This is a genomic window from Tistlia consotensis USBA 355, assembly GCF_900177295.1.
In the GTDB taxonomy this organism is placed as follows: domain Bacteria; phylum Pseudomonadota; class Alphaproteobacteria; order Kiloniellales; family DSM-21159; genus Tistlia; species Tistlia consotensis.
Window position 1 is genome coordinate 130661 of record NZ_FWZX01000004.1, and the last position, 12499, is coordinate 143159.

Annotated in this window: 12 protein-coding genes; 4 read left to right on the forward strand and 8 right to left on the reverse strand. The window is 72.0% G+C overall.

The window, feature by feature from the left end:
• The first annotated feature begins 3 nt into the window (after positions 1–3).
• Positions 4–540, forward strand: a complete 537-nt coding sequence (locus B9O00_RS07400) for an RNA pyrophosphohydrolase (RefSeq protein ID WP_085121827.1) — start codon at positions 4–6, stop codon at positions 538–540.
• On the opposite strand, the gene B9O00_RS07405 is transcribed toward B9O00_RS07400, so the two are convergent.
• The 7 genes from B9O00_RS07405 to B9O00_RS07435 form a co-directional block, all read right to left on the reverse strand.
• Positions 534–1214 (reverse strand): HAD family hydrolase, encoded by a 681-nt coding sequence (locus tag B9O00_RS07405; RefSeq protein WP_085121828.1) that lies wholly within the window; start codon positions 1212–1214, stop codon positions 534–536. The genes B9O00_RS07400 and B9O00_RS07405 overlap by 7 nt on opposite strands.
• Before the next feature lie 64 nt (positions 1215–1278).
• Positions 1279–2112 (reverse strand): acyl-ACP desaturase, encoded by an 834-nt coding sequence (locus B9O00_RS07410; RefSeq protein ID WP_085121829.1) that lies wholly within the window; start codon positions 2110–2112, stop codon positions 1279–1281.
• 218 nt (positions 2113–2330) lie between these two features.
• A complete protein-coding gene (locus tag B9O00_RS07415; RefSeq protein ID WP_085121830.1) occupies positions 2331–2738 on the reverse strand; it encodes a F0F1 ATP synthase subunit epsilon in 408 nt (135 codons plus the stop codon).
• Between the two features lie 21 nt (positions 2739–2759).
• Positions 2760–4196 (reverse strand): F0F1 ATP synthase subunit beta, encoded by a 1437-nt coding sequence (gene atpD / locus B9O00_RS07420; RefSeq protein WP_085121831.1) that lies wholly within the window; start codon positions 4194–4196, stop codon positions 2760–2762.
• A gap of 65 nt (positions 4197–4261) precedes the next feature.
• Positions 4262–5149, reverse strand: coding sequence for a F0F1 ATP synthase subunit gamma (locus B9O00_RS07425; protein ID WP_085121832.1), 888 nt, complete (start codon positions 5147–5149; stop codon positions 4262–4264).
• Positions 5150–5200: 51 nt separating this feature from the next.
• Complete coding sequence (gene atpA, locus B9O00_RS07430) at positions 5201–6730, reverse strand: F0F1 ATP synthase subunit alpha (protein WP_085121833.1); 1530 nt, start codon at positions 6728–6730, stop codon at positions 5201–5203.
• Positions 6730–7290: a F0F1 ATP synthase subunit delta gene (locus B9O00_RS07435; RefSeq protein WP_085121834.1), complete on the reverse strand. Its 561-nt coding sequence runs from the start codon at positions 7288–7290 to the stop codon at positions 6730–6732. The genes atpA and B9O00_RS07435 overlap by 1 nt, the downstream gene beginning before the upstream one ends.
• 313 nt (positions 7291–7603) lie before the next feature.
• On the opposite strand from B9O00_RS07435, the gene B9O00_RS07440 reads away from it, so the two are divergent.
• Positions 7604–8404 (forward strand): arginine deiminase family protein, encoded by an 801-nt coding sequence (locus tag B9O00_RS07440; protein ID WP_085121835.1) that lies wholly within the window; start codon positions 7604–7606, stop codon positions 8402–8404.
• Between the two features lie 34 nt (positions 8405–8438).
• On the opposite strand, the gene B9O00_RS07445 is transcribed toward B9O00_RS07440, so the two are convergent.
• Positions 8439–10712: a primosomal protein N' gene (locus B9O00_RS07445; RefSeq protein WP_085121836.1), complete on the reverse strand. Its 2274-nt coding sequence runs from the start codon at positions 10710–10712 to the stop codon at positions 8439–8441.
• 51 nt (positions 10713–10763) lie between these two features.
• Between B9O00_RS07445 and B9O00_RS07450 the strand changes: the two genes are divergently transcribed.
• Both B9O00_RS07450 and B9O00_RS07455 read left to right on the forward strand, forming a co-directional pair.
• Positions 10764–11525, forward strand: a complete 762-nt coding sequence (locus B9O00_RS07450) for a DUF484 family protein (protein ID WP_159460138.1) — start codon at positions 10764–10766, stop codon at positions 11523–11525.
• Complete coding sequence (locus tag B9O00_RS07455; RefSeq protein ID WP_085121837.1) at positions 11504–12499, forward strand: tyrosine recombinase XerC; 996 nt, start codon at positions 11504–11506, stop codon at positions 12497–12499. The genes B9O00_RS07450 and B9O00_RS07455 overlap by 22 nt, the downstream gene beginning before the upstream one ends.

The window sequence follows — 12499 nt, forward strand, 5'->3', positions numbered from 1 at the left end:
GCGATGAGCCATCCGAGCTACGACCCGACCGCGAGCGGCAGCATCGACCGGGCCGAGGCGGAGCGCCTGCCCTATCGGCTCGGCGTCGGCGTCCTGCTGCTCGATCCCGGCAACCGCGTGTTCGTCGCCCAGCGCGCCGACATGAAGACCGCGGCCTGGCAGATGCCCCAGGGCGGCATCGACCAGGGCGAGGCGCCGCTGCCGGCGGCCTACCGCGAGCTGCAGGAGGAGACCGGCGTCACCTCGGTCGAGCTGCTCGCAGAGAGCCGGGACTGGCTGGCCTACGACCTGCCGCTCGACCTCATCCCCAAGCTGTGGGGCGGCCGTTTCCGGGGCCAGAAGCAGAAGTGGTTCGCCATGCGCTTTCTCGGCGACGAGAGCGAGATCGACATCTTCGGGCCGGACCAGGAGTTCACGACCTGGCGCTGGGCGTCCCTGCGCGAGCTGCCGCAGCTCATCGTGCCCTTCAAGGTCGAGCTCTACCGCCGCCTGGTCGAGGAGTTCGCGCCGCTGATCGAAGGCGGCGGGGCCGCTCAGTAGCGGCCGCCGACCTCGTCGATGTGGCGCAGCAGGTCGGCCGGATCCTCGTAGACCCGGTAGGCGCTGCTGCGCTCCAGCTCGTCACGGCCGTAGCCGCCGGACAGCAGGCCGACGCCGAGCGCCCCGGCGCGGCGTGCGGCCATCATGTCCCAGATGCTGTCGCCGACGACACAGGCGCTGCCGATCTCGACGCCGAGCGCCTCCGCCGTGGCCAGGAACAGGTCGGGATCGGGCTTGGCGTACTTCACCTTGTCCCGGGTCACCACGGGGATGCGGGCGAGGTCGACGCCGAGCCGCTCCAGAACCGGCCCGGCCGTCTCGATGCGGCCGCTGGTGGCGATGCCCCAGGGAATCTCCTGGTCGCTCAGGTGGGCAAGCAGCGCGCGGGCGCCGGGCAGGGGCCGCACGCGATCGGAGCGGCTGTTGTAGGCCGCCGCATGGCAGCGGCGCAGGCGCTCGATGCGGGCCGCATCGATCTCCAGGCCGGTCTCGCGCAGCAGCATGTTGGTGAACAGGCCGCCGCTCATGCCGATCTTGCGATGGATGCGCCAGACCGACAGCTCGATGCCCTCGGCGTCGAGCGCCTCCTGCCAAGCCAGGACGTGCTGGTAGAGGCTGTCGACGAGCGTGCCGTCGAGGTCGAAGAGGAACGACGTCTGGCGGTGCGCGACCATCGACGCTCCCCTTCACGCCTCACCCCGGCGTTCGCGTCAGCGCCGCCGGCGGGCCGCCGCGGACTCAGGCGGCGACGCCGTCGTCCTCGGGCAGGCGCTGGGCGCGGCTCTTCATCATCCAGTAGGCGCCGCGCGACATCCAGTCGGCCAGGCGGCTCTGCGGATCGAGGCCGGCGGCCTTGAGCGTCATCGCGGTCGCCCGGTCGACGTACTTGCGGCGGTAGATCCGGTAGGCGCGGCCCATGTAGGCATCCGACCAGCGCTTGCGGTCGTAGCCCTCGCTGGCCGGCGCGTTGGCCGCGTAGTAGGCGTAGGACAGCTCGTCGTCCTCGGTCTCGCGCATCCGCCCGAGCGCGATCAGCAGGCGGCGCAGCCGGCCGATGTTCTCCTTGTCGAGATAGCGCTTCAGGTAGTCGTAGAAGAGCTTGTAGTGGCGCAGCTCGTCGGCCGCGATGCGCTGGCAGACCGCGCGTAGCACGGGCTCTTCTGAGGCCTCGCCCAGGGAGCCGTAGTAGCTCGAGGTGCCGACCTCGACGATGCAGCGGGCGACCAGCTCCCCGGCACGCGAGCCGCGCACCGATTCGGTGGCGTCGACGGAGATCCGGTAGCCGTCGCGGAAGCGGCGCACGGCCGCCTCGAAATCCCAGGTCGGATCGACCAGCTGGGCCCAGCGGCCGAGCGCCTCGCCGTGCTGCACCTCCTCGGCGGCCCAGCGCCGGGCCTCGCCCTGGAAGTCCAGATCGTCGAGGAAGACGTTGCAGAGGTAGTCGGCGTAGTCGTCGGCGTTGTACTCGACGAGGCTCGCCGCCTTGACGATCTTCACCAACTGGGCATCGACCTTGCTGCGGTCGAACCGGTCCCAGGGAATGTCGTCAAGAGTCCAGTGCTTGCGAGTCATCGCTGCTCTTGCCCCTTCCTCTCCGGTTCGCGCCGTCGCCCCGGGCAGGAGGCCGGAGAGACATCACCCCAACGCGCGAAGACAGATGTAAGTTGCTGTTCCGCGCCCCGCAAGACGACGCCTGCGTGGGTGCGGCCGCCCCCCGAATCGGAACGCCGACTCGGGTGACCGTCCGGGATTTTAGGAAAGCCGGAGGCGCGAGGGAAGCGCGCTGAACGTCAGGCCTCGGAGGCCTTGATCATGGCCTCGCGGATGGCGATCTCGCGGGCCGCCAGGCTGCGGGCGAGCTCGTCCTTTGCGTCGGCGAGATCCTCGCGTGCGTCCTTCAGCCGCTGCTCGGCATCGGCGCGATCGATCTTGTCGACCGGTATCGCCAGCTCGGCCAGCACGGTGCAGCGCTCCGGCGTCACCTCGGCGAAGCCGCCGGCGACGAAGATCCGCTCGGTGACTGCCTGGCGCGTCTGGTAGACCGAGATCACGCCCGGACGGACGCTCGAGATCAGCGGCGCATGGCGCGGCAGGACGCCGAAGTCGCCCTCCTCGCCAGGCACCACGACCATGGCGACGTCCTCGGAGATCAGCAGCTCCTCGGGCGACACCAGCTCGAATGCGACCATCTCGGCCATGACCGTTCCCCTGTCCCGGCCTTAGGCCGCCTCGGCGGCGAGCTTCTTGGCCTTCTCCTTGGCCTCCTCGATCGAGCCGACCATGTAGAAGGCCGCCTCGGGCAGGTGGTCGAACTCGCCCTCGACCAGGCCCTTGAAGCCCTTGATGGTCTCCTCGAGCGGCACCTGGACGCCGGGGAAGCCGGTGAAGACCTGGGCGACGTCGAAGGGCTGCGACAGGAAGCGCTGGATCTTGCGGGCGCGGGCGACGGTCAGCTTGTCCTCCTCGGACAGCTCGTCCATGCCCAGGATCGCGATGATGTCCTGCAGCTGCTTGTACTGCTGCAGGGTCGCCTGGACCCGGCGCGCCACGTTGTAGTGCTCCTCGCCGACCACGGCCGGCTCGAGGATGCGGCTGGTCGAGTCGAGCGGATCGACGGCCGGATAGATGCCCAGCTCGGCGATCTGGCGGCTCAGCACGGTGGTCGCGTCCAGATGCGAGAAGGAGGTCGCCGGGGCCGGGTCGGTCAGGTCGTCGGCCGGCACGTAGATGGCCTGCACCGAGGTGATCGAGCCCTTCTTGGTCGTGGTGATCCGCTCCTGCAGGTTGCCCATGTCGGTGGCCAGGGTCGGCTGGTAGCCCACCGCCGAGGGAATGCGGCCGAGCAGGGCCGACACCTCGGAGCCCGCCTGGGTGAAGCGGAAGATGTTGTCGACGAAGAACAGCACGTCCTGGCCTTCCTCGTCGCGGAAGTACTCCGCCAGGGTCAGGCCGGTCAGGCCGACGCGGGCGCGCGCGCCCGGCGGCTCGTTCATCTGGCCATAGACCAGCGCCGCCTTGGAGCCCGGGCCGTCGGTCTTGATGACGCCCGATTCCATCATCTCGTGGTAGAGGTCGTTGCCCTCACGGGTGCGCTCGCCGACGCCGGCGAAGACGGAGTAGCCGCCGTGGGTCTTCGCGACGTTGTTGATCAGCTCCATGATCAGCACCGTCTTGCCGACGCCCGCGCCGCCGAACAGGCCGATCTTGCCGCCCTTGGCGTAGGGCGCCAGCAGGTCGATGACCTTGATGCCGGTGACCAGGATCTCGGCGTCGGTCGACTGGTCGACGTAGGGCGGCGCCTCGCGATGGATCGGCGAGGTCTGCTTGGTCTCGACCGGGCCGAGGTTGTCGATCGGCTCGCCGATGACGTTGATGATGCGGCCCAGGGTCTCCGGTCCGACCGGAACCGAGATCGGGCTGCCGGTGTCGCTCACCTCATGGCCGCGAACCAGACCCTCGGTGGCGTCCATGGCGATGGCGCGCACGGTGTTCTCGCCGAGGTGCTGGGCGACCTCGAGGACCAGCCGCTGGTCGCCGTTCATCGTCTCCAGGGCGTTGAGGATCGCCGGCAGGTCGCCGTCGAACTGCACGTCGACGACCGGGCCCATCACCTGGGTGATCTTGCCAACGAGATTCTTGGCGGACGTCTTGGCCATCTAAGCGAACTCCTTCGCGTCAAACTCTTCCGCAGCGCGCGCCGGCTCGGCGCGGGGCGCTGCCGCTACATCGCTTCCTTGGCGGAGATGATCTCGATCAGCTCCTTGGTGATCGCCGCCTGGCGGGTCCGGTTGTAGACCTGGGTCAGGCGCTTGATCATGTCGCCGGCGTTGCGCGTCGCGTTGTCCATCGCGCTCATCCGCGCGCCGTGCTCGCTCGCCGCGTTCTCCAGCAGGGCCCGGTAGATCTGGACCGAGAGGTTGCGCGGCAGCAGCTGGCGCAGGATGTCCTCCTGCTCCGGCTCGAAGTCGTAGACCAGGCTGCTGCTCGCCTGCGCCGCCTCGGCCTCGACCTCCTCGACCGCGAAGGGGATCAGCTGCTGGCGGGTGACGATCTGGCTGATCGCCGACTTGAAGCGGGCATAGAACAGCGTGGCGACGTCGAACTCGCCGGCCTCCAGCATCTCGAGCAGGCGCAGGCCGATCTCGTTGGCCTTCTCGAACGACGGCCGCGGCTTGGAGACGTCCTCCAGCGTGGCGACGATCCGGTTGCCGTAGATCCGGCGCAGCTGGTCGCGACCCTTGCGGCCGACGCAGAGGATCTTGACCTCCTTGCCGTCGGCCAGCTTGCTCTCGATGAAGCGCCGCGCCTCGCGGACGATCGAGGAGTTGAAGGCGCCGCAGAGGCCACGGTCGGCGGTCGCGACCACGACCAGCTGGACCTGGTCGGAGCCGGTGCCGCTCAGCAGCTTCGGCCCGCCGGCCTGGCTCTTGTTGGCCGCCGCCAGCGAGCCGAGCATGCGCTCCATGCGCTCGGCATAGGGCCGCGAGGCCTCCGCCTGCTCCTGGGCCCGACGCAGCTTGGCGGCAGCGACCATCTTCATCGCAGAGGTGATCTTCTGCGTGTTCTTGACGCTGCCGATGCGGTTGCGCAGTTCCTTAAGGCCAGCCATGGCGCCTCAACAGGTCCTCTCGGTCCGGGTCACGCGTTCGAAGCCGATGGCTCAGACGTAGGTCTTGACGAAGTCCTCGAGCAGCGCCTTCAGCCGCTCCTCGGTCTCCGACGACAGGTCCTTCTCGCTGCGGACCGCATCGAGCACCTGACGACCCTTCTCGCGCATCTCGCCGAGCAGCTTCTGCTCGAAGTCGGTCACCTTGGCGAGCGGCACCTTGTCGAGATAGCCGCGGGTGCCGGCGTAGATCACCACGACCTGCTCCTCGACCGGCAGCGGCTTGTACTGCGGCTGCTTGAGCAGCTCGGTCAGGCGCTGGCCGCGCTGCAGCAGACGCTGGGTGGCGGCATCGAGATCGGAGGAGAACTGCGCGAAGGCTTCCATCTCGCGGAACTGCGCGAGCTCCAGCTTGATCGAGCCGGCGACCTTCTTCATCGCCTTGATCTGGGCCGCCGAGCCGACGCGGCTGACCGACAGGCCGACGTTCACCGCCGGGCGCACGCCCTTATAGAACAGGCCGGTCTCCAGGAAGATCTGGCCGTCGGTGATCGAGATCACGTTGGTCGGGATGTAGGCCGAGACGTCGCCGGCCTGGGTCTCGATGATCGGCAGCGCGGTCAGCGAGCCGGCCCCGAGCTCGTCGTTCATCTTCGCCGCGCGCTCGAGCAGGCGGCTGTGCAGGTAGAAGACGTCGCCCGGGAAGGCCTCGCGACCCGGCGGACGGCGCAGCAGCAGCGACATCTGGCGATAGGCGACGGCCTGCTTCGACAGGTCGTCGTAGCAGATCACCGCGTGCATGCCGTTGTCGCGGAAGAACTCGCCCATGCTGCAGCCGGCGTAGGGCGCCAGGAACTGCAGCGGCGCCGGGTCCGAGGCGGTCGCCGCGACGACGATCGAGTAGTCCAGGGCGCCGCGGTCCTCCAGCGACTTCACGAAGCGCGCCACGGAGGAGCGCTTCTGGCCGATGGCGACGTAGATGCAGTAGAGCTTGGCCTTCTCGTCGCCGGCGTCGTTGGTCGGCTTCTGGTTCAGGAAGGTGTCGAGCACGATCGCGGTCTTGCCGGTCTGGCGGTCGCCGATGATCAGCTCGCGCTGGCCGCGGCCGATCGGGATCAGCGAGTCGATCGACTTGAGGCCGGTCTGCATCGGCTCGTGCACCGACTTGCGCGGAATGATGCCCGGCGCCTTGACCTCGACGCGGCGCCGCTCGACGTTCTCGAGCGGGCCCTTGCCGTCGATCGGGTTGCCGAGCGCGTCGACGACGCGGCCCAGCAGGCCCCGGCCGACCGGCACGTCGACGATCGAGCCGGTCCGCTTGACCGTGTCGCCTTCCTTGATGCCCCGGTCGTCGCCGAACAGCACGATGCCGACGTTGTCGGTCTCGAGGTTCAGCGCCATCCCCTTGATGCCGCCCGGGAACTCGACCAGCTCGCCGGCCTGGACGTTGTCCAGCCCGTAGACACGGGCCACGCCGTCGCCGACCGACAGGACCTGGCCAACCTCGGCAACATCCGCCTCGGCCCCGAAGTTCTCGATCTGCTGCTTGAGGATCTCGGAGATTTCCGCCGCGCGGATGTCCATCACTGAGCCCCTTTCATCGCCACCTGGAGACGATCGAGCTTGCCCTTCACAGAGCCGTCGATCATACGGCTGCCGACCCGCACGACGAGACCGCCGAGCAGCGCCGGATCAACCTTCATTTCGATCTTCGCCTTGCCGCCGACGACCTTGTCGATCGCCTGCTGCAGGGTCTTGAGCTGGTCCTTGTCGAGCTTGCGTGCGGCCGTGACCTTGGCCGTGACCTCGCCGCGCCGGCGCGCCAGCTCCTCGAGATAGCCGTCGATCATGCGCGGCAGCGCGAAGAGGCGGCGGTTCTCGGCGACCACCAGCACGAAGCGCCGGGTCAGGTCGTCGACCCCGGCCTTGCCGAGGATCTCGTCCATCGCCCTGGTCTGCTCGTCGCGATCGTAGAGCGGGCTGCGCAGCAGGCCGCGCAGATCGTCGCTCTCCTCGATCAGGCCCTTGAGCCCGCGCAGGTCGTCGGCGACCGCGTCGAGCTTCTTGGCCTGGTCGGCCAGGTCGAGCAGCGCCGTCGCGTAGCGCTCCGCCAGGCCGCCTACAGGTGAGTCCTCGCCTGCCAAACCCCTCGCCTCTCCTCAAGTCCGCTGACCGATCCGCGCAACGCCCACCGGATCGTCGGATGAAGCCTCTCGGGCCGCGGGAACGCGGCAGCGCGAACGGTCGCGCGCGGCGGCTCCTGGCCGAAGGCGGGCGCTTGGTAACACAGCCCCCAACCCACTGCAAGCCGAGTCGGACGCCGAAAAGCCGGCTTGCGCTGCAGCGCGGCAAGAGCCCCGAAAACAGCCGTCCGCAGGGTCGTCGGAGACTGCTAGGCTGGCGGTTGCTCCGCCCCCGCGCGGAGCCGACCGGACGCCTTCCTGCGGAGCCCTGCCGATGACCGACGCCCATCCGGGACTGTCCTGCCGCTTCACCCGGGCGATCACCCGTCGGCCCGCCGCCACCATCGCACGCGGGCTGCGGGCCATCGACCTCGGAGACCCCGATCTCACGCTCTTCGAGCGGCAGCACGCGGCCTACCGGGCGGCCCTCGAGGCGGCCGGCGTGGCGGTCACCCTGCTGCCGCCGCTCGAAGCCTTCCCGGACAGCGTGTTCATCGAGGACGCCGCGCTCTGCTTTCCCGGCCTCGCGGTCGCGCTGAAGCCCGGCGCGCCGAGCCGGCGCGGCGAGAGCGCGGCCCTGCTGCCCGACCTGGAGGCCGCCTTCGGCCGGGTCGTCGGGCTGCCCGAGACGGCCTCGATCGACGGCGGCGACATCCTGACCACCGACCGCGAGGTGCTGGTCGGCCTCTCGGCGCGCACCGACGCGGCCGGGATCGAGGCCCTGGCGGCGGCGCTGGCGCCCTTCGGCTACCGGGTGCGGCGCGCCGAGACCCCGGCCGGCGTGCTGCACCTGAAGAGCGACTGCGCGACCCTCGGCGACGACGCCGTGCTGGCGACGCCGCGGCTCGCCGCCGCCGGCTGCTTCGCCGGCTACCGGGTCGTCGAGACGGCCGGGGGCGAGGAGGCGGCGGCCAACGCGATCCGGGTCAACGACCGGGTCTTGCTCGCCGCCGGCTTCCCGCGCACGGCCGAGCGGCTGGACAAGGCCGGCTACGCGCTGACGGTCCTGGACCTCTCCGAGGCGGCCAAGCTCGACGGCGGCCTGTCCTGCCTGTCGCTGCGCTTCGCGGGATAGGAGGGGCGCGGGAGCGAGGCGGGCGCCGCCTGGCTTAGAAGAATGAGTAGGGGTCGATATCCACCGCCAGCCGGGCGCTCGAGGGCACCTTGACCTCGGCCAGCCAGTCGCGCAGCAGGCGCTGCAGCGGCAGGTCGCGGCGGGCGCGCACCAGGAAACGCCGCCGGTGGCGGCCACGGATCACCGCGAGCGGCGCCTCGGTCGGGCCGAGCACCTCCAGCCCGTCGCGGCGTGGCGCCCGGCGCGCCAGCGCGCGGGCCAGGCCGTCGACCCGCCTGGGGTCCGGGTCGCTGAGGATGATCGCGGCGAGGCGGGTGAAGGGCGGGTTGTTGCCGCGCCGCCGCTCCTCCGTCTCGTAGGCCAGGAAGCCCTCGCGGTCGCCGGCGACCAGGGCGTGGATCACCGGATGGTCGGGGTCGTGGCTCTGCAGGAAGACCCGGCCGGGCAGGGCGTCCCGGCCGGCCCGCCCGGCGACCTGCTGGAGCAGCTGCCAGGTCCGCTCGAGCGCGCGCAGGTCGCCGCCGGCGAGCCCGAGGTCGGCGTCGACCACGCCGACGCAGGTGAGGTGCGGGAAGTGGTGGCCCTTGGCGACGATCTGGGTGCCGATCAGCAGGTCGATCTCGCGGTCGCGCAGGCGCTCGACCAGCTCTGCGGCGGCGCGCGGGCCGGTCAGGGTGTCGGAGGAGGCGAGGGCGACGCGCGCCTCCGGGAACAGCAGCCGCGCCTCGTCGAGCAGGCGCTCGACGCCGGGGCCGCAGGCCCGCCAGCTGTCCTCGGCCCCGCACGCGGGGCAGGCCGGGGGCAGCGGCCGGGCGTAGCCGCAGTGATGGCAGAACAGCCGGCCGCGGAAGCGGTGCTCGACCAGCCAGGCGGTGCAGTGCGGACACTGCAGCCGGTGGCCGCAGGCATCACAGAGGGTCAGCGGCGCGTAGCCGCGGCGGTTGAGGAACAGCAGGGCCTGCTCGCCGGCCGCCAGGGTCCCGGCCAGGGCTTCGCGCAGCGGCGGCGCCAGCCAGCCGGGGTTGCCGTCGGGCAGGCGCTCGGGCTTCTCGACCCTGAGGTCGATGGCGGTGATCTCGGGCAGCAGGGCGCCGCCGTGGCGATCGGGCAGGCGGACCTCGGCGTACTTGCCGGCCTGGACGTTGACCAGGGTCTCCAGGGAAGGCGTGGCCGAGGCCAGGACGACCGGGATCGCGCCCAGGCTGGCGCGCACCACGGCCATGTCCCGGGCGTGGTAGATCACGCCCTCCTCCTGCTTGAAGGCGCCGTCGTGCTCCTCGTCGACGACGATCACGCCGAGCGCCGGGTAGGGCAGGAAGAGCGCCGAGCGCGCGCCGACGACGACCCGCGCCTCGCCCTCGGCGACGGCGCGCCAGGTGCGCCGGCGCTGCGGCGGGGCGAGATCGCTGTGCCACTCGGCCGGCGCGACCCCGAAGCGCCGCTCGAAGCGCTCCAGCCACTGGGCCGAGAGCGCGATCTCGGGCAGCAGCACCAGGGCCTGCTCGCCGCGCGCCAGGGCCGCGGCGACGGCCTCCAGGTAGACCTCGGTCTTGCCCGAGCCGGTGACGCCGTCGAGCAGGGTCGCCGAGAAGCCGGCGCCGACCTTGCCGCGCAGGACCTCCGCCGCGGCCGCCTGGGCCGCCGAGAAGTCGACCGCCGGGCGCGACCAGTCGGGAAGCGCGAAGGGCGGCGGCGCCGGCAGCTCGACCGTCTCCAGCGCGCCGAGCGCGACCAGCTTGCGCACGACCTCCGGCGTGACGCCGGCGGCGCGGGCCAGCTCGGCGGCGGGCCGGGCGGGCCCCTCGGACGCCGCCTCGAGCACGGCCCGGCGCTGGGCCGTCGGCCGCAGGCCCTCCGGCGCCGGCTCGACCAGGCGGACGGCCTGCTGCGGCTTCGGCGGCTCCAGGGCGGAGGAGACCGAGACGACCATGCGCAGCACCGCCCCCGGCGCGGCCAGGGTGTAGGCCGCGACCCAGTCGACGAAGCGCCGCGAGACCTCGGGCAGCGGCGGCGCCGGCAGGCGCCGGCCGACCCACTTCAGGCGGGCGGTGTCGAGCGCCGCCTCGGCCGAGGGTGCCCCATCCGGGCCGGTCTCGCGGTCCCAGACCACGCCCCAGAGCTCGCGCCGGCCGAACGGCACGAGCACCAGGTCGCCCGGCCCGAGCCCTGCCGCGGCCGGCGCCAGGTAGCTGTAGCTACCGGCCAGGGGCAGCGGCAGCAGGACGGCCAGGCGAACCGCCTCCGCTTCCGCCGGCGCTGCATCGGGGGGCGCGCCGTCGCCCTGCCAGCTTTCACCCTCGGGGACCATGGGTTAGAGTCTAAGCGAATCCGCGGAGTCGCGGGAGGAGAGGAGGGATCCGTGACGCAGAACCGCCGCGACCCAGCGGCCGAAGAGAAGCCTGTCGAGCCCGGCGAACCGCCGGCCCGCCAGGCGGTCGACGGCGATCAGGTCGCGGGCTACCTGCGCCGGCACCCCGAGTTCCTGGCCGAGCGGCCCGAGCTGCTCGACGTGCTGGACGCGCCGGCGCGTCCGGCCCTGGCCGGCGCCGGCCGCAGCGTGGTCGACCTGCAGCAGGCGATGGTCGAGCGCCTGCGCCGCGAGAACGACGAGCTGAGGCGCAGCCACGAGGAGCTGCTGCTGACCCTGCGCAGCAACCAGTCCGTCCAGAGCCGGATCCAGCAGGCGGCCCTGGCGCTGCTGCGCGCCCGCTCCTTCGAGCACCTGATCGAGACGGTCGCGACCGACCTCGCGGCGATGCTCGACCTCGACGCCGTCACGATCTGCGTCGAGCCCTCGGCCGACGTCCCGGCCCAGGTCCGCACGCGCGGCGTGCTGCGCGTGCCGCAGGGCACGGTCGCGGCCCTGCTCGGTCCCGGCAAGACGATCCGGCTGGAGGCCGAGCTGCCCGGCGACCCGACGCTGTTCGGCCCGGCGGCCGGCCTGGTGCAGTCCCAGGCCCTGGTGCGCCTCGCGGTCTCCAGCGCGACGCCGCCGACCCTGCTGGCCCTCGGCTCGCGCCAGGAGGGGCATTTCCAGCCCTCCCAGGGCACCGAGCTGCTGTCCTTCCTGGCCCAGGTGCTGGAGAGCCAGCTCAGGGCATGGCTCGACCTGCCCGAATAGCCGCCGGCGCGGCCGCCGGGAGCGGAGCCGGCGGCATCGTCGGCCGGGCGGCGGCCCCCGACCTGCTGCAGGCCGTCGAGGACTGGCAGGCCTGGCTCAGGAGCGAGAAGCGCGCCTCGCCGCACACGCTCGCCGCCTACACCGGCGACTTCGACGCCTTCCTGGCCTTCCTGGCCGGCCATCTCGGCGGCGCGCCGAGCCTCGCCGACCTGGCGGCGCTGCGCGCGGCCGACTTCCGCGCCTGGCTGGCCCGGCGCGCCGGTCAGGGCCTGGCCAAGAGCTCGACGGCCCGTGCCCTCTCAACGGTGCGCGGCTTCTTCCGCTGGAGCGCCCGGCGCGGCCTGATGGAGAACCCGATCCTGGCGACGGTCCGGACGCCGAAGCTCGACCGCCCGGTGCCCAAGGCACTGACCGCCGCGGACGCGCGCGACGCGGTCGAGACGGTCGGCGAGCTGGCCGACGAGCCCTGGATCGCGCTGCGCGACACCGCGGTGCTGCTGCTGCTCTACGGCGCCGGGCTGCGCATCTCCGAGGCCTTGGGGCTGAGCGCTGGCGAGGCGCCGGGGCCGGGCCAGCAGGCCCTGACCGTGCTCGGCAAGGGCCGCAAGCAGCGCCGGGTGCCGCTGCTTGCGGCGATTCCCGAGGCGGTCGCCGCCTACCGGGCCGCCTGCCCCTGGCCGCTGCCGGCCGAGGCGCCGCTGTTCCGCGCCAAGCGCGGCGGTGCCCTGTCGCCGCGCGAGGTGCAGCGCCGCGTCCAGCTGCTGCGCGACCGGCTCGGCCTGCCCGAAAGCGCGACGCCGCACGCCTTGCGCCACTCCTTCGCGACCCATCTGCTCGGCGCCGGCGGCGACCTGAGGGCGATCCAGGAGCTGCTCGGCCACGCCTCGCTCTCGACCACCCAGCGCTACACCGCCGTGGACGGCCGGCGCCTGCTCGAGGTCTACGAGGCCGCGCACCCGCGGGCGCGCGACTGA

What these genes read in the sequence shown, in the direction of transcription:
- B9O00_RS07400 (WP_085121827.1), top strand. Translation starts at nt 4, where the DNA reads ATGAGCCATCCGAGCTACGACCCGACCGCGAGCGGCAGCATCGACCGG.
- B9O00_RS07405 (WP_085121828.1), bottom strand. Translation starts at nt 1,214, where the DNA reads ATGGTCGCGCACCGCCAGACGTCGTTCCTCTTCGACCTCGACGGCACG.
- B9O00_RS07410 (WP_085121829.1), bottom strand. Translation starts at nt 2,112, where the DNA reads ATGACTCGCAAGCACTGGACTCTTGACGACATTCCCTGGGACCGGTTC.
- B9O00_RS07415 (WP_085121830.1), bottom strand. Translation starts at nt 2,738, where the DNA reads ATGGCCGAGATGGTCGCATTCGAGCTGGTGTCGCCCGAGGAGCTGCTG.
- atpD (WP_085121831.1), bottom strand. Translation starts at nt 4,196, where the DNA reads ATGGCCAAGACGTCCGCCAAGAATCTCGTTGGCAAGATCACCCAGGTG.
- B9O00_RS07425 (WP_085121832.1), bottom strand. Translation starts at nt 5,149, where the DNA reads ATGGCTGGCCTTAAGGAACTGCGCAACCGCATCGGCAGCGTCAAGAAC.
- atpA (WP_085121833.1), bottom strand. Translation starts at nt 6,730, where the DNA reads ATGGACATCCGCGCGGCGGAAATCTCCGAGATCCTCAAGCAGCAGATC.
- B9O00_RS07440 (WP_085121835.1), top strand. Translation starts at nt 7,604, where the DNA reads ATGACCGACGCCCATCCGGGACTGTCCTGCCGCTTCACCCGGGCGATC.
- B9O00_RS07445 (WP_085121836.1), bottom strand. Translation starts at nt 10,712, where the DNA reads ATGGTCCCCGAGGGTGAAAGCTGGCAGGGCGACGGCGCGCCCCCCGAT.
- B9O00_RS07455 (WP_085121837.1), top strand. Translation starts at nt 11,504, where the DNA reads ATGGCTCGACCTGCCCGAATAGCCGCCGGCGCGGCCGCCGGGAGCGGA.